We start from the raw sequence: 17,901 nt of genomic DNA, 5'->3' as shown, positions 1-17,901 counted from the left end.
TTCTTCATACTTCCCTTAATAGGGATGTATAATTATATGTCGGCACAGAAATGGCCAGGTAGTAGAAAAAAGAATAAAATTTAAATGAATATGGAAACGATAAGCTTGCCCAGCTTCATTTTCAATATTTTAATGGAATTGTTGATCTGTTTTTTTACCGTTTTTTCGGAAATATTGAATTTCTCGGCAATTTGCTTTTGCGACAGGTGGGCCTTTCTGCTCGATTCAAATACCTGTCTCATTTTTAGTGGCAGCAGTTCAATTTCCTGTTCTACCAGTCGGGCAAGTTCCTTTTCCCTGATGTAATTGTCGGTAATGTATTCACCCTTGTCTATAAAATCCTGCAGGGATTCCGTATAGCCGTTTTTTACTTTTCTGTGGGAGAACAGATCGAATACTTTATACCTTACGGCAGAGTAGAGGTAAGCAGACAGCGTTTTTTTTATAGCTACCTCGTCCCTGGTGAGCAGCGACAGGAAAACTTCCTGAACAATGTCGTTCGCATCTTCATTATCGTCAGTTAGTTTAAAGGCATAAATGTACAGCAGGCTTCCATATCGCTTATAGATTTCTCCAAAAGCATTCTTTTCACCGGCATTGAGTCTTTTTAATAAATGGCTATCTGGAAGTATGCTAAAATCCGACATTGTCTTATCCCCTCAGGCGAATATAACAATTAATTCATAAAGAATTAATTGCTCCTGCATTAGTTCATGATCAGGATTTTTCTTCCTTCTACCTTAAAGTGCAGGTCGCCGGTCTCTTCCAGTATTTTTAAAATACTGGAAATATTCTTAGACCGTGATACCACGCCTACAAAAGAGACATTGATTGGCTTTCCTTCAAAGCTGATGTCTACATCGTACCATCTTGCCAGATCCTTGATAATGGTTTCAATTGGTTCTTCCCTGAAGATGAACAGCCCGTTTTTCCAGGCCATTTCGCTTTCCAGATCAGGGATTACAACTGTTGGGGCTGCCTGTGCAGTGCTTACCTTAGCCTGTTCACCAGGCTTCAGCAATCTTGAATTTCCTGAGGAACGCTGTAAAACATTTACACTCCCTTCCAGCAGGGTTGTTTTGGTAAGCGGTTCATCACCGTAACTGCTGATGTTGAAATGTGTGCCTAAAACTTCCACCTCCTGTTTGTCGGTAACAACTATAAAAGGAACTTTGCTTCCGGCCGGTCCGGTCTTGCCTGCCACTTCAAAATATGCTTCACCACTCAGCTCAACCTTGCGGATCTCCGTATTAAAATCTACAGCGTATTTCAGGGATGATTCTGCATTTAACCATACCTTCGATCCGTCGGGCAGTGCTACCTGGTATTGCCCGCCACGTGGTGTGCTTATGGTATTCATCTGGTTCCTGGCTTTGCTGGGGCCGGCTATATATTGTGCATCAAGATTGTAAACCAACTGCCCGTCCCGGGTTTTGGTAATGGTCATACCTGCCTGTTTAGCCAGTTTACCATTGGCAGCATCCGTTAAGGAAATCCTTGATCCATCTGCCAGCAGCAGGGTAGCTTTATTGCCGCCCGGAACAAAATCTTTTCCGGTCTTTACCAGCTGCTCGGCAACAGAACCGCCCGATAATTTATTTTGTATAAAAAATAATCCTGCCGACAATGCAATCAGAATGGCAGCGGCAATGGCAAGATAACGGAAGCGGTTATTTTTCAACTCAATATCCGGGCTGGCAGGAGCCTTGGCACTGATGCCGTCCCATATGGTCTGATAGGCTGTTTCTATCTGAACAGTTTTTGCACTGAAGTTTTTTCCTTCCAGTTCTTTGAGCTGCCAGCTTTCTACAATGGCCTGTTCTTCTTCAGTACAGGTACCCTGCAGGTATTTTTCTAATAATTCTTTTGCGATATATTTGGTCATAATCTTTAAACCATGTCATCCCTGGTTTAATAATATGTCGGTTCAGAGGCGTCCAGGTAGCAGTAAAATATAAAGAAATTTTATCAATGCAAAATTTTATCTCTATAAGCATCAATTCATTTGCCTAAAGAAAATTCTAGTATATTACTAGAATTAATCCTATTTTTGCGGTGAATTAGAAAACGACATGCCGGGAAGAATCATTAAAAAGCAGTACAGAAAAGCCAGGTACATCCTTTATCGTGAAACCTTAATTGATGCCAGGGAGCATATATTGACCTTTCTGGGATCTTTTACCGGTATTGCATTGATTGGATTGCTGAACAGCAAATATCTGGTTGCAAGCGATAACCTTTTTCTGATCGGCTCATTCGGTGCTTCCTCTGTATTGGTCTACGGCATCATCAATAGTCCGCTGGCCCAACCCCGAAACCTTATTGGCGGCCATGTGATCTCCGCGCTTATAGGCGTTACGGTTTTCAAACTTTTCTCTGCCGAAATCTGGCTGGCCTGTGCTTTGGCGGTCTCCTTATCCATAGTTGCCATGCAGGTTACCAAAACCCTGCATCCTCCGGGTGGTGCAACTGCACTGATTGCTGTCACCGGAGGTAAAAAGATCGAAGCGATGGGATACATGTATGTATTGTCGCCAGTCTTGTCCGGCGTCCTGATCCTGCTGGCTGTCGCCCTGGTGTTTAACAATTTAAGACATAGGAAGTACCCTTCAACGCCAATACTTAAACGGAGAAAAGTAATTCGGAACACCCATAGATAAAACATTTATATTATTAACATTACAGTAATACAATATAAATCTTAAATTGAAAAAAAACTGCTATCATTGGCAATCTGTATTTGTGTTCAATTTTGGGTTTATTCATGACAGACTATAGCAAACTTACTGATCTGGAACTGGCGGCTTTGTTAAATGAAAGTGATGAACTTGCCTATACCGAGATTTATAACCGCTATAAAGGTGTTTTGTACCTGCATGCCTACAGCAGGCTAAAGAATGTCGAAGAAGTGAACGACATGATACAGGAACTTTTTGCAAAGCTGTGGGACAAGCGCAAAACATTAGTCTTGAAGACCAACCTTTCCAATTATCTCTACACGGCCGTGAGGAACAGGGTGATCGATTTCATTACCCATAAGAAGATCGAATCGGATTATATTTCCGGTTTCCAGCAATTTATCAACCAGGGAGAAGCGGCTACCGACCATCTGCTCAGGGAGAAAGAATTGTCCCGGATCATTGAAGATGAAATACAGTCTCTACCTTCAAAAATGAGACAGGTTTTCGAACTCAGTCGTAAAAAGAACCATTCACACAGGGAAATTGCTTATGAACTTACCTTGTCTGAAAAAACCGTTAAAAAGCACGTCAACAACGCCTTAAAGATCTTGCGGGTAAAACTAGGTAGCCTTATTGCACTGATGTTGATTTTGCTGCACTGATTTTTTTATTTTTTTTTACGCCCAGTGTGACGGCTGACCGTCTATAAATCATCACACGACATAAATGTGTGTTTTGATTATGGAAAATAGTAAGGCTAAAGATTTATTGAAAAGATATTCCGAAGGAAAATGCAGTCCTGAAGAAGCCGCTTTGGTAGAAACCTACTATAATCAATTTAACGTCGGGCCAGGTTCAGAATTAACTGAGGAGACATTGGAGAAAAACCTGGACTTGGTATGGGAGAACCTCAGCACACGCCCTAAAAAGAACAATCCTAAACTGTGGTATAGCCTGGCCGCTGCAATCGCAATGGTTACAGTTTCTGTCGGTTTGTTTTATGCTTTGCAGCCGCGGCATACCTTAGAGCCGTCAGCCGTGCTTTCGGCTGAGCTGAATCACATTGCCCCGGGTAGCGCAAATGCTGTACTTACGCTCGCTGATGGCAGTAAGATTTCATTGGACAGCGCATCGAAGGGGCGTATTGCCACGCAGGGCAACGTAGCCCTTAACCGTGGGGCGGATAACCGCCTGGTATATACAAATGGCAGGGATGTAACGACCACAAACATGCTCAATACCATTGAAACACCTAAAAAAGGGGAATTTCAACTCAATTTACCCGATGGCACTAAAGTTTGGCTTAATGCAGCATCCTCTTTAAGTTATCCTGTTGCTTTTTCAGGGAAAGAAAGGTCAGTTGTACTTACTGGTGAGGCCTACTTTGAGGTTGCGCATAACAAAAAAATGCCATTTAAAGTACGCACGGGCACACAGGAACTGGAGGTGCTGGGTACCCATTTTAATATAAATGCTTACGGAGAAGGCAGGGGAATCAGGACAACGCTTTTGGAAGGAAGTGTAAGATTGAATCAAATTGGAAGTACTGAAAAACGACTATTAAAGCCTGGTCAGATGGCGGTGCTCCGAGGAGAAACTTTTGAAGTAGAACCGGCAGATACCGAGTCGGAAATTGCATGGAAAACCGGTTATTTTATTTTTAATGAGGAAGAGATCCAGTTTGTGATGCAGAAGATTTCGAGATGGTATGATGTAAATGTAACCTACAGTCCGGGCGTTCTGGAGAAGAAACTCAAATTCGGTGGTATCGTATCCAGGAACCGGAATTTGGCTGTGGTACTGAAAACAATGGAGCGCACAGGTAAGGTGCATTTTCGGCTTGAAGGTGAAAAAAATATAGTTGTACTACCAAATAATTAAATATAAACCCGCTAACAAAAAAAGAGAAACTATGAAGACCTGACATCAGATAAGGGGCCTTAATTAAGGTCAGAAGTGCTGGAAACACTCCTGACCGGAAGTTTGGAACCTTTAATAAAAAACTTTCGAAGAACTCATTAACTGTTTAACCAAACCAGATCAAATGTATAAAACTTATACCAGAAATGTATTTAAACCTCCGGGTAGCCTTTACAAATTTTTATGCTTTATGAAACTCAGTATTGCTGTCTTACTGATAGGGATGATGCAGGCCAGCGCAGCATCTTTTGCCCAAAAGATTACCATTAGCAGGAAAAACACGGCGTTGCAGCCGGTTTTTAATGAAATAGCGAAACAGAGCGGCTATGACTTTTTTTATGATGCCCATACACTTAAGGATGCAAAACGCATCAGCATAGACGTCAGAGGAGTTAGCATTAACGAGGCCCTGGAAATTTGTATGGAAGGACAAGCGCTTTCTTATACCATAGAGAACAAAGTTGTTGTTGTAAGAAAAAGGGAAATCCCGGCAAAAAGTCTTGCCGCCCTTACGATAAGGGGAACAGTGGCAGACGAGAGCGGGCAGCCGCTTATCGGGGCCTCTGTGGTAGTAAAAAATACAAAAAATGCGGTGGTAACGAATGCAAAAGGGGATTTTGAACTGAAGAATGTAGCTGAAGATGCCACTCTGATTGTTTCCTACACAGGGTACCTGAGCCAGGAAGTCCCGCTGAACAATAAAAATAACATCAGGGTCATACTTAAGGAAGACAATCAGGCCCTGAATGAAGTGGTGGTTACTGCACTGGGCATAAAAAGAGAAGAAAAAGCCTTGGGCTATGCCATCACAAAAGTAAAGGGAGAGGACCTGATGGATGCGGTTTCCAACAATTGGACCGATGCGCTTTCAGGCAAGATCGCGGGCTTGAACATGATCAAATCCGGTGGAGGCCCTGCAGGTTCAAACAAGATCATTCTGCGCGGCGAAAGCTCATTGAGCGGTGACAACTCAGCCCTCGTTGTAATAGATGGGGTTATTGTCAGCTCCAAGATTACAGAAGGGAATGGTGCCTATCTGGGTTCCGAGTCACCGGTAGATTTCGGAAACGGGATCAGCGACCTGAACCCGGAAGACATTGACAACATTACTGTCTTAAAAGGGCCCGGAGCTTCTGCATTGTATGGCTACAGAGGGGCAAACGGCGCAATCATTATTACCACTAAATCAGGGAAACCCATGCAAAAAGGACTGGGCATTTCCTTTAACTCCAATGCTACACTAGCTACCATCAACAGATGGCCGGATTACCAGTACGAATATGGCCAGGGAGCTGCAGGGCAGGACACCTGGTATTCTTACCTGGCAACAGAAGATGGAGCAAGTACAAGGAGCACAGGTTCTGCCTGGGGCGTTAAATTCGACGGACAGGAATACTACCAGTACGATCCTGCCACCAATACCCGTGGAACGGAAAGAACCCCATGGATACCTTACAAGAACAATAGGAAGGATTTTTTTGAGACAGCGGCAACATTCACCAATAGTCTCTCCATCAGTGGGGGCAATGCAAAAACCAATGCCAGGCTCAACTTTACCAATCTGAAAAATACCTGGATCGTTCCCAATACCGGCTATGACAGGAACACAATTGCGCTTTCGGTAAGCCAGAAAGTAAGCGATAAACTGACCATAGCCTCCAAGCTGAATTTCAACAATAAGTACAGTAAGAACCTGCCATCAACCGGATATAACAATCAGACGATCATGTATTCTATGATTTCATTGGTGCCAAATGCCGACATCAACTGGTATAAAAACTATTGGGTACCCGGATCAGAAGGAATTACGCAGATAAGCCCTTTTAGCAGTAACGTCGATAATCCCTATCTGCAGGCTTATGAAATGCTGAACGGTTCGAGACGAAATCAGCTGGTGGGTAATGTTACAGCTACCTACGATTTTACCAAAGAACTGAGTTTAATGATTCGGTCATCTATGGACTGGTCTGGTGAAGCACGTTCACAGCAAAGGCCAAAAGATACAGAACGTTTCAAAGACGGGATGTACCGCACACAGGATATTTTTCAGCAGGAAGTGAACAGTGATTTTCTGTTGACCTATAAGCCAGAAATAAATAAAAGCTTTGATGCCAACTTCTCTTTTGGAGGAAGTGCGATGAAGAACAATTATAAAATGGTGGAGATGCGTGCCGATCGTCTGCGGTACCCACAGATCTTTACCTTTGCTAACAGTAAAGACCTTGTCATCCCTATTAGCAGAAGGAGCGACTATGCTGTAAACAGTTTATACGGACTGGCACAGTTTGGTTATAAAGACAAGCTTTATCTTGATTTTACTTTAAGGAACGACTGGAGCAGTTTGCTGGCTACTTCAAATTCAATTGAGAATGTCTCTTTTATGTACCCTTCTGTGAATTTAAGTGCGGTACTTTCTGAGGTATTTACTTTGCCGTCGCAGGTCTCATTTTTAAAGCTGCGGGCCTCTTTTGCTGAAGTTGGCGGCTCGGGGGTAACCCCGTACCTAACGGGGTACGACTACAACCCTACAGAATTTCCTTCGGGGGCCGCCAATCCGGTTGCTATTGCCAACGGCAACCTTAAACCTGAAAGGTCCCGGACACTGGAAACTGGTATAGATGCACGGTTCTTTAAAAGCAGACTGGGTATAGACTTCAGCTTTTACCACAGCAACGTGAGGGACCAGATCCTGAGGACCCCGATAGACAGGGCCTCGGGCTGGTCGAGTATCATCCTGAATTCGGGACTTGTCAGAAATCAGGGTGTAGAAGCTCAGATCAACGGAGTTCCAGTAAAAACAAAATCGTTTACCTGGAATGTTTTCGGAACATTTGCTGCGAACCGCAATACCGTGGTTTCCCTGGCCGACAGCATCAATACCTATATTATGCAAAGCGGGCCAAGGGGTACCATGGAAGCAAGGGTTGGCAAAAGAATGGGCGACCTCTATGGCCTGGGCTACCAGCGTTCGCCAGATGGTCAGATCGTTTACAATAGCCAGGGTTACCCGGTTCTTACCCAGGAAACCATGTACCTGGGCAGGGCAACGCCCGATTTTACCGCAAGTTTTGGAAGTGATTTCAGATACAGACAGTTCAGGGCGAAGTTCCTGATCGACGGACAGTATGGAGCCGTGGCTTATTCCCATAGCCATGTTGCCCTGGCCATAGCCGGCAAGCTAAAAAAGACACTGCCAGGCCGGTACAATGGTATCATTGGAAATGGGGTTCAGCAAAATGCGGATGGTTCCTATCGCCCGAATGATGTGATTGCTACCAATATTTCAGCCTACTACAATGAGCATTTTAAGGGAGACAATGTGGAGGCCAATGTATTCAGCACAGATTACATTAAACTAAGGGAAGCCAGAGTGGATTATGTATTGCCGGCAAAAATGCTGAAAAGACTGGGGCTTCAGACCGCAATGATTGGGGTATATGGCCGAGACCTGTTCATGATCAGCGGATGGCCGGCATTTGACCCGGAATTTGGTACACTTGGCAGCAGCGATATCCAGCGTGGCTTCGAAATCGGCCAGTTTCCTTCCACCCGGAGCTTTGGGCTCAATCTCTCATTTAGTTTTTAAGATAAACATCAGGAAAGATGAAAAAGATCATAACAACAGTCCTGTTTGCAGTTACATTGGTTTCCTGCACCAAGGAATTTAAAGAAATCAATACCAGTAAAAACGGGGTTAAAAATACAACTCCTGAAACATTGCTTACCTCTGCCCTGCACGATGTGATTACCCGGAACCTGAACAGGGCCATGCGGCTCACGAACGAATTGATGCAGGTGCATGTAACCACCTCGGATGCTGATGAGATCCACCGTTACGTGATCCGTCCGCTCGAATCTGACTACATGTGGAACAACTGGTACCTGCAGCTCACCAATTTCAAAGATATGTACAAAGGTGCGTCAGTAATCAAGAGCAATAATTATATGGGAATTGCATTGATTATGGATGTGTGGGTAAGTTCCTTGATTACAGACACCTATGGTGATGTGCCTTATTCGCAGGCCAACCAGGGTAAGGAGCAGGGCATATTACAACCTAAGTTTGACAGCCAGCAAAGTATTTATGCGAGCCTGTTCAGCAAACTGGAAGAAGCAAATACCAGGCTAAAAGCCGCTACCGAGATTCCTGACGCAGAAAAAGGGCTGGAACCACTCTATAACGGTGACATGGTAAAATGGAGAAAATTTGGGAACAGTCTGTACCTTCGTTTACTGATGCGGGTCTCTGGCCGTACTGAACTGAATGCTGCAGCTAAGATCACAGAAATCGTAGATACCAGAAAGGCAGACTATCCGATTTTTACCAGTAATGACGATTCGGCCATTCTGCGCTTTCAAAGCACGCCGCCATTGGTTTCTGAATTTTACAACTATCGCGACCTGGATTTTAACAGTGGCAGCGGTTTGGGAGAATTTTTTATCAATAACCTGAACAACTGGGAAGATCCACGCCTGGAAAAATGGGCCACCAAATTTGAAAATTCCTATCAGGGGATTAAAAGCGGTTATCCGGTTGGTCAGGTGCCTGCAGTAAAATCGCGCTATAGCATCTCTTTAAAAAACGAGCCCCTGCTGGGCAACATTATGAACTATGCTGAACTTCAGTTTATCCTGGCTGAAGCTTCGGTAAGAGGACTGGTGTCGGGTACTGCGCAGACCTATTATGAAAACGGCGTAAAAGCTGCAATCACCATGTGGGGTTACACTGTTCCGTCCGACTACCTGACCGCAACTACTGCAAAATGGGACCCGACAAATAATGCTTACCAGATGACCGAAAAGATCATGCTGCAAAAATATTATGCCCTGTTCTTTACCGATTTTCAGCAATGGTTTGAATACAGGAGGACAGGCTTTCCTATTCTTCCAAAAGGAGAGGGACTGCAAAACGGTGGGCAGATGCCTTCCAGGTTAAAATACCCGGTAAACGTGCAGTCGTTAAATAGTGCCAATTACAAGGAAGCCGTTGCCAATATGGGCGGCGACGATTTGAATGTTAAAGTTTGGTGGAACAAATAAGCTGATACAGCATGAAAAGAATTAAATATAAAATGCCGGCCTTTATTACAGCAGTAATTATGCTGATGGGCTGCGAAAAGGACAATACCGCAGCAGGCCTGATCAGCCCTGTTGTGGGCGTAGATTTTATCCGTAACCTTTATAATGGTGATGACCTGACCCTCACAAGCGATATGGTAATGGGGGCAACCCAGGTTGCGGGTATAGTTATTTCAGATGCTGCTTCATTGAATGTAGCTCCAGGTGAATTGCTGATCCAGAATGTCTCGAAAAACAAACTTGCCGGAATTTCACTGGATTTCGGAACGGCCAGCCTGAGTTCCTATAGACCTGGTGACTCGGTTAAAGTTGATCTGAGTGGTGCAACCCTTGTTCGCCGCAAGGGGAAACTCCAGATCAGCGGGCTAAACCCTTCCGGAATAACCAAAGTAAAATCTGGTATGGAAACCATTGTAAGGACCCTTGCGCTCAGTGAACTGTTTTCCAATTTTCAGGCTTACGAAAGTACGCTGATCAGGATCAATAGTGCAGGTTTTATGCCTGTTCCAGTTGCGGGCGATACCTTTGAAGGGGATAAGCTGATGGATGATGGCACGGGGGGCAGTATATACCTGAGTACCCAAAGTACGGCATTGTTTGCAGCTGAAAGCCTACCTATGAATGCTACATTTGTAGGGGTTGCAACCTATTTCAATGCAACTAAAAACAGCAATATCGGTGCAAAACAATTGCTTAGGATGCGTAACGAGAGTGATGTAAACAATGCCAGCGGCACCGTATATGCTAAATTTCCAGAAGATTTTGAGGCACCGGCAGCGTCAGAAAAAGCAATTTTTGATATGCCTGCCACTGCGAACAACGTTGCATTGAAGTCTGGGAGCTGGAACCTGCATCAGTGTATCTTCGGTGCGGTACGGAACAGCGACAGGTTTGACCCGAGAGGCAACCAGTGTATCCGAATGCAGAAAAACCTGAGTGTCCCTGCGCTTTTACAGATGAATTTCGACCTCCCAAATGGGGCCTCTAAGGTTACGTTGGTATATGGGGCTTATGGTACTGAGCCTTCTTCAACCTGGAGGTTGGAATACTCACAGGATGCCGGCGCAAGCTGGAAAGCTGCAGGGGAAGAGGTTTCAGATGCTTCGGCGGTGGCCAAAAGCGTAACTTTTAACCTGAACATTAAGGGAAATGTACGCTTCAGGGTGAACAAGCTGGGGCTTGGTGTGTCCAACGTACCCTTTTTGCTCAACGGACTGCTCAATATAGATTCATTTACGGTTTATCAAAACATTGATTAATATTCAACAAACATGATAAAGAAATTGCTTTACATAACATCGGTCGCCACGCTGCTCTTTACGGCTTGCGGCAAAGAAGAACAGGCCATTCCGCTCAATCCTGTTATCAAATCCATTTTGCCTGCGCAAGGGCCTGCAAAAACAATTGTTACCATAAAAGGTAAGCGTTTCAGTACAAGTGCCGACGGCAATATCGTAAAGTTCGCAGGGATAAACGCCCGCGTGGTATTGGCTACAGACACCTTACTGCAGGTTGAAGCGCCTGAAGATGGCGGAACGGGTGGCATCACAGTTACTGTGATGGGGAGAACGTCGAAAGGACCGGTATTTTCCTATGGAGAGATTGCAATTGAATACATCAACAGTACGTACTCCGGTGCAGCAGCCGGTGATGCCATAGGCTCCCTTGATGAGGCCAGGTTCAGAAGCCCGGAAGGACTGATCATGGACAGTAAAGGCAATCTTATCGTGGCCGACAGGGGCAACAACCGCATTAAAATGATCACACCCACTGGACAGGTTTCTGTAATTGCAGGATCAGGTGTGGCTGGAGCCGTTGACGGCGCTGCAGATGTAGCCCAGTTTCGTAACCCCTATAAGGTTGGAATAGATAAGGATGACAACATATACGTTGCAGACAACGGAAATCACCGCATCCGGAAAATTGCGGCCGGTACCGGAGTTGTAACAACCATTGCGGGAAGCTCGGCCGGATTCCTGGATGGGGTAGGCACAGCCGCCCGCTTTAACGGCCCCATTGCCATCGCTACCGACCTGAACGGGAACATCTATGTAGCCGACAACAATAACCATGCTGTCCGGAAAATTGCACCGAGCGGATTGGTTACCACCATTGGCGGAAACGGCGTTACGGGATACAGCGACGGCGTATGGCCCAATGTGCGCTTTGCAAATCCCTCGGGACTTGCTGTTGATGCCAATGGCGATGTGCTGGTAGCGGATAGAAAGAATAACCGGATCAGAAAAATAACGGTAAATACCGGTGTGGTAACTACCATTGCAGGTACGGGAGTAAGAGAGTCTATAGATGGAAACGGTCTAAAATCGGGATTTTCTGAACCTTTTGGTATATCCATTGATGCAAAAGGCAATTATTATATCGCCGATCTGACCAGCCACATGCTGCGGCTCATGCGCCCTTCTGGAGATGTGATTACCATCGGGGGAGATGGTACGGCTGGATTTCTGGATGGCGGTAAAACAGGTTCAAAATACAATCAGCCTACTGATGCAGTGGCAGATCAGAACGGAATCATTTTTGTGGCCGATCTTTCCAATGCACGCATCCGTAAAATAACTCCAGGCAGTCCACTTTAAACCATACTATATGAGAACCAATTTACAACTGCTCATTTTGCTGGTGCTGCTCCTGTTCAGCGGAGTTGCAGGAGCCAGGCAAGAGCCTAAACGTCTGAAACTTGGATATTCTATAGCCATTACCGCTATTACACCGCAGAAAATGACCTATGCAAAATCGGTTGGAATAGACTATATAGAAGTATCCATGAACCCTTTGGTTGGCAAAAACCGTGAATTTAAACTCAATGATGCACAGCTGCTGGCCAGGGCAAAGCAGGCAAAAAAGGCTGCCGACGATGCCGGCATCAAGGTCTGGTCTGTACATATGCCTTACGCAAAAGATATAGACCTCTCGTTGTTGAAAGAAGAAGAACGCCTCCAGGCAGTGGCATTGCACCAGAAAGTATTGACTTACTGCAAAATCCTTCAGCCTGAAATTGTACTCTTCCATCCCAGTTATTACCTGGGTTTAAATGAAAGGGACATGCGTATTAAACAATTGGTTAAATCAGTAGCTACCCTGAACATGATCGTTAAACAGATCGGCTCCGCTATGGTTGTAGAAAACATGCTGGGCTTTGAGTTGCTGGCCGATGCAAAGCGGGAGAGACCTTTATGCCGTACCGTGGAGGAAACCAGGCAGATCATGGATATGTTGCCTGCTGATGTATATTCGGCTATCGATATGAACCACATTAAGCATCCCGAAAACCTGATTCTGGCTATGGGCAAACGCCTGCGCAGTGTACATATTGCCGATGGCACAGGGAAACAGGAAAACCATTATTTCCCATGTTCAGGTCAGGGACAAAATAACTGGGTGGCCATACTTAAGGCCTTGGACCAGGTAGGCTATAGCGGGCCGTTCATGTACGAAAGTGCCTATAAAGATGTGAAAGACATGAAGCCTTGTTACGATAGTTTGTACCAGAACCTGCTGCAGTCAGACAAAATAGATTCCATCCTGATTGCCAAGAATTTTCCTTTGCTGCTCCAGATGGAAAAGAAAGGTACAGCTGAAAAAGCATTGCTTAAAAATAAACAGCTCCAACAAATCCTGACTGCACAGCGCGAACGGGTACATCAGGCGATCAACAGTTGTAAAACAGTTTCCTGCTATGCCGAAGCAGTAAAATGGAACCAGAAAGAAGTCAATGAAATTGGCAACGAACTGATCAGGCTAAAAATCAATGGGCTGGAAAGAGATACCGCGGTTTTAAGGAAGTCCTGGAACAAATGTGCCATGGGCATTAACCGGATTTTTGATGTATACATTTCTTCCAAGGCACCCCGGTACCCAAAAATTGACTCTATCAGTTTTAAACGTGGAGATACACTTTTTCTTGCCCAAGTACAGCAACTGCTGAATCATAAAATTACGGGGGAAAAGCGGTTGCCATTTTTTGAGCTCCCACTTCGCACCGCCATTGATATCTTAAAGTTAAATGGCAGAGATGAGGCCGCACGTTACGAGCCTCTGAATTCCGGCCTTAATGCAGCACCTTTCCTGAAAGTAGGCCATACCGATTGGAAGGCCTTTAAATACAGCATGATCCTGGTGCCTGGTTTAGGTCCGGAAGTGCCCGGAATGGCTTTAGATCCCAATGGTGCTAAACGTTGCGAAGCTGCGGTGCTGCGTTACAAACAGGGCTTAGCACCTTTTATTGTGGTTTCTGGCGGACAGGTGCATCCATTCAGGACCCCATTCAATGAAGCTGTTGAAATGAAAAAATATCTGGTAGAAAAATTGGGTATTCCCGAAGATGTGGTTTTTATTGAACCGCATGCCAGGCATACCACTACTAATATCCGCAATGCCAGCCGAATGATCTTTCGTTTTGGCATGCCTGCAGACAAGCCGGTGCTGATTGTTACAGACACAAGCCAAAGTAAATATATTGTTGAACGGATGGGGAAAACAGCCATGAGAGACCTGGGCTATCTGCCCTATAAAAATCTGGCAGCACAGAGTCCTGAGGACACAGTTTTTTATCCGATCATACAGTCGCAGGAACCCGATCCTTTTGATCCGCTGGATCCTTAGGGGGTAGTTTCCATTTTTTTAACACCCATAGCGTACTGGATGCCACCAAGTATGTGTTTTAAAAATAGGGAATCTGTGTAAGATTCTTCAACATGACCAAGCGCAGTATAAAATGACCTGCCACCATCAAAATCATGATACCAGGACATGGGGTGATTGTCGCCATTCACCCCTCCTTTATAACTGCTTTCATCAATTTTGATCAGCACTTTAAGGTCCGGGTTTATTGCTTTAAAATTGTACCATTCGTCTTTTCTTTTCCAGGTTTCCGGCAGATGTTTGGTTGCAATTGTTTTAGTGTTGATGACATTTAAAGTAGCAACCTGCTGGGCGGGGTGGCTGATAAACCAGGCCCCGGCCAGCTTGCCATACCAGGGCCAATCGTATTCTGTATCGGTAGCTGCGTGGATACCGGCATATCCACCCCCGGCTTTAATGTATTGCTCAAATGCGGTTTGTTGTTCCTCATTAAAAACATCACCTGTGGTGCTCAGGAAAACAACTGCCGCGTATTTTTTTAGATTCTTTAACGTAAACAATGCCGCATTTTTGGTGGTGTCCACCTCAAAATCATTCTCCTTTCCTAACTGTTGAATGGCTGCGATGCCTGCAGGAATAGATTTGTGATAAAAACCAGCTGTCTTTGAAAAAACAAGTATTCTTTTCTTTTTGGCTGTCACTGGTAAGGTAAAGATCAATGCTAAAAAAGCAACTGCTAGGCATCGGGCAAAGGTATTTGACATGGCTTCAATAGTTTGCAGCTAATGTAATAAATATTTTAAGATTTAATTTCTATCGCTTATTTAGCCTCAGCGCTAGTCCCCCATAAAAATTCCGTGTTGGGGCTGCGTTATAATAGCGGCCACCAAACGCGTTCAGATCATTACCCAGGCTATACTTTTGGTTTAATATATTGTCTGCACCAGCAAAAAAATCAATAGGAACACGGCCAATGCGCAAATTTCTCCAGCCAATTTTAGCCTGCAGGATATGGTAGTTTTTTGCATATGCCGTATTGGCGTCATTTAACGGAATACGAGAACTGAAACTGTGCTGTAGAAAAAGGTAGAAATCTCTCGGTAATTGTACATCAGCACTGCTTACGACCATTGTTTTAGGAACCCCGGTAAGTTTGTTACCCGAAAAATTGTCAGTTTTGTCTATATAGTTATCAAATTTGAAATGACTAAGTGTATATGCGTTACGCAGCTGAAGCCCCCGGATTGGTTTGCTACTATTCGCCTTTACCAACCAGAAAGAGAGTGCCGTCTCCAGGCCCCATTGTTTAGTGCCCCCTGCATTGATAAAGAATTCAGCATTATTATCGTCCAATCGCCTTACTATGGCATTGTTCAGTTGATAATAAAACCCATTTACATCAATAAATAAACGGTTGTCGGGAATCTCATACCTGATACCACCCTCATAATTCCATCCGTATTCGGGCTGCAGGTCTACATTGATGACATTGTTCGACGCCCTGATCTCACTGATGCTTGGAGGAGAATAACCTTTGCTTACCGAAGCTTTTAAAGCAACATCCGGACTGGCCAGGTACGACACTGCAAACCTGGGCATCAACTGCACATCAAACGTGTTGGTTCGCGCTGCAATAGCGGTCGGCGCAATACTTTCATAGGTATATTTATATAAATTGGCGCTGGCTGATAGTTCAAACAGCCATTTATTCAGGACATCAATGCTCATGTGGGCGAAAGCAAAATTTGCACCTGCTTTTAGTTTATCTGCAGCCATAAGATTAGCGGGCTTACCAAAGTCATTGCCGTAGTTATCAATATCAGAAGATGTTCGCATACTTTCGGCACCCAGATTAAATTTAAGGCTGGCGTCCGTATACTTTTTTCCGTATTCCAGGTAAGAGCGCAAGCCCAGTGTAAATTCTTTACGCTTCTCATAATTGCTGATGAAGGGGTTCTTAAAATCAGTATAAGAAGAAAATACAGAAACTACATATTTCAACCGATCTGTGATCTGCCAGTTGTGGGAAATCCCTCCATACAGGGTTTTACTGTAAATACCGGCATTTTGCTCCATAGCGCTTTTAGAAGCACCTGATGCAGGTCTCGACAGTTTTGGGTTTTGCAGGTATTGTGCTTCTGTAAGGCCGCCAGGAGTATTGTAATGCAGGTCGGAGTAAAAGATCAGGGCTTTTAATGATGCATTTTTTGCGTAATCCCATTTTTGCAGGGTTTGAAAATACTTGCGGTTCATGGCACTATGGTCGCGGTAGCCATCGCTGCGCTGATAGGCCTGGGTAAGGTTGAGGCTGTATTTATGGATTTGTTTGTTCAGGCTCAGGTCTTCCCTGAATAGACCAAACGACCCTCCTTCAATTTTTAAAGCCAAAGCTGTACTGTCGGGCTGAAAGCCCTGTGGCTGTACCAATATAACACCGCCGGAATTGGCGCCGAATATACTGCTGTGCGGCCCTTTTAATACCTGGATCCCAGCGGCTGCAGATACATCGAGCGCATTGAAATAACTGCCCCCGCCTGCGTCGGTAAGCGGGAAGTCGTCAACGTAGATCTTTACGTTTCTGATACCGAAAGGAGAACGCAATAAGCTGCCCCGGATGGAAAGCCGGTAGCTCCCTGGCGATCTTTCCTCCATACGTACACCCGAGATGGTGTTTATGGCCGATACAAATGAATTTGAAGGTTGCCTGCTGAGTACAGTCTGGTCTATTATACCGATGCTACCCGTAGACCGCATGAGTGGCTGGACGGAAAAATAAGGATGGATGACTACTTCTTTAAGTCTTTTTGTTGTGTCTTGTTTATCTTGTGCAAGGCCCGAAAAGCAAAGCGCCATCAGGCAGGCCGTAAAAAATGTTTTCATTTAGAACAAAGCTAAAATTTAACGCTTAACTTTTGTAAGTTAAATCTGCGACTTAATGTTTCATTTAGGCATAGCTTGAGCTGAGTTTGAGCTTGAAACCATGTTATACCGCGATTTTTGGCTCTTAACTATTTTTTGTCTCTAATTGGAATAAAATTTGTGTAACATTTTTGTACCAAAAGAAGATTGGCTGCGTTAAGTTGTAAATAATCCTTAGTAGAAAAAAATAATCACCCAAAAACAAATGCAATTATGAAAAAACAAATTACTTTAGCCGCTACGCTATTATTGATGGTTATTGGCTTTTCCAGCTGTCAGAAAGAGGAACAGACGAGTTTGAAAAAAGACATTATCGGAACCTGGAAAGTAGCAAAAATAGAAACAACCGTACAGGGTTCAGCAACCGAAACGTATACAGGTGTTGCGTCTGATACCTTTGAATTCCGTAATAATGAGCAGGACGAGGTTATTGTAAATTTAAAATCTCAGAGCTTTATTGGCACCTACGTAGTGATGGAAGGCAAAGCACTCAATCTGAGCTATGGCGGTAAACTGTATACAACTACCGTGACTACCGTTACAGGCAATAAACTTGAATTTTCAGGAAGTGTTGATAAAAGCAGTATCAAATTCTATCTGACAAGATAATAACGGGCACACGATTTAACTTGAGGGCTGCCTGGTTTTACCAGGCAGCCTTATTTTTTTGAGAAAATTTAAATTCGGCTATATTTGCCAT

13 protein-coding genes are annotated in these 17,901 nt (G+C 44.4%); 9 read left to right on the top strand and 4 right to left on the bottom strand.

Annotated elements, in window-relative coordinates; all coding sequences use genetic code 11:
* Positions 1–80: 80 nt before the first annotated feature.
* Together B9A91_RS06375 and B9A91_RS06370 are read right to left on the bottom strand one after the other, a co-directional pair.
* Positions 81–647, bottom strand: coding sequence for an RNA polymerase sigma factor (locus tag B9A91_RS06375; protein ID WP_084237544.1), 567 nt, complete (start codon positions 645–647; stop codon positions 81–83).
* A gap of 59 nt (positions 648–706) precedes the next feature.
* The gene (locus B9A91_RS06370) at positions 707–1,885 is read right to left on the bottom strand and encodes a FecR family protein (RefSeq protein WP_084237543.1); all 1,179 of its coding nucleotides are present in this window, start codon (positions 1,883–1,885) and stop codon (positions 707–709) included.
* Positions 1,886–2,072: 187 nt separating this feature from the next.
* Here B9A91_RS06370 and B9A91_RS06365 point away from each other — a divergent pair, with 187 nt between their 5' ends.
* From B9A91_RS06365 to B9A91_RS06330, 8 genes are all read left to right on the top strand, one after another.
* A complete protein-coding gene (locus B9A91_RS06365) occupies positions 2,073–2,660 on the top strand; it encodes an HPP family protein (protein ID WP_084237542.1) in 588 nt (195 codons plus the stop codon).
* Positions 2,661–2,764: 104 nt separating this feature from the next.
* Positions 2,765–3,343 (top strand): RNA polymerase sigma-70 factor, encoded by a 579-nt coding sequence (locus B9A91_RS06360; RefSeq protein ID WP_084237541.1) that lies wholly within the window; start codon positions 2,765–2,767, stop codon positions 3,341–3,343.
* A 79-nt stretch (positions 3,344–3,422) separates the two neighbouring features.
* Positions 3,423–4,562, top strand: a complete 1,140-nt coding sequence (locus B9A91_RS06355; protein WP_159451653.1) for a FecR family protein — start codon at positions 3,423–3,425, stop codon at positions 4,560–4,562.
* 229 nt (positions 4,563–4,791) lie between these two features.
* Entirely contained in the window at positions 4,792–8,187 is a 3,396-nt protein-coding gene (locus B9A91_RS06350; RefSeq protein ID WP_084239603.1) for a SusC/RagA family TonB-linked outer membrane protein, read from the top strand.
* Positions 8,188–8,204: 17 nt separating this feature from the next.
* Positions 8,205–9,641 (top strand): SusD/RagB family nutrient-binding outer membrane lipoprotein, encoded by a 1,437-nt coding sequence (locus B9A91_RS06345; protein WP_084237539.1) that lies wholly within the window; start codon positions 8,205–8,207, stop codon positions 9,639–9,641.
* 11 nt (positions 9,642–9,652) lie between these two features.
* Positions 9,653–10,939: a DUF5689 domain-containing protein gene (locus B9A91_RS06340; protein WP_084237538.1), complete on the top strand. Its 1,287-nt coding sequence runs from the start codon at positions 9,653–9,655 to the stop codon at positions 10,937–10,939.
* 12 nt (positions 10,940–10,951) lie between these two features.
* Entirely contained in the window at positions 10,952–12,277 is a 1,326-nt protein-coding gene (locus B9A91_RS06335; protein ID WP_084237537.1) for an IPT/TIG domain-containing protein, read from the top strand.
* Between the two features lie 10 nt (positions 12,278–12,287).
* Complete coding sequence (locus B9A91_RS06330) at positions 12,288–14,303, top strand: TIM barrel protein (RefSeq protein ID WP_084237536.1); 2,016 nt, start codon at positions 12,288–12,290, stop codon at positions 14,301–14,303.
* On the opposite strand, the gene B9A91_RS06325 is transcribed toward B9A91_RS06330, so the two are convergent.
* Entirely contained in the window at positions 14,300–15,046 is a 747-nt protein-coding gene (locus B9A91_RS06325) for a ThuA domain-containing protein (protein ID WP_084237535.1), read from the bottom strand. The two genes, B9A91_RS06330 and B9A91_RS06325, sit on opposite strands and share 4 nt — an antisense overlap.
* Positions 15,047–15,095: 49 nt before the next feature.
* Positions 15,096–17,162, bottom strand: coding sequence for a TonB-dependent receptor (locus B9A91_RS06320; RefSeq protein ID WP_084237534.1), 2,067 nt, complete (start codon positions 17,160–17,162; stop codon positions 15,096–15,098).
* Between the two features lie 252 nt (positions 17,163–17,414).
* Between B9A91_RS06320 and B9A91_RS06315 the strand changes: the two genes are divergently transcribed.
* Positions 17,415–17,810: a lipocalin family protein gene (locus B9A91_RS06315; protein ID WP_084237533.1), complete on the top strand. Its 396-nt coding sequence runs from the start codon at positions 17,415–17,417 to the stop codon at positions 17,808–17,810.
* Positions 17,811–17,901: the final 91 nt, after the last annotated feature.

It is taken from the genome of Pedobacter africanus (assembly GCF_900176535.1).
In the GTDB taxonomy this organism is placed as follows: domain Bacteria; phylum Bacteroidota; class Bacteroidia; order Sphingobacteriales; family Sphingobacteriaceae; genus Pedobacter; species Pedobacter africanus.
This window is presented reverse-complemented; position numbering and strand designations above follow the sequence as displayed.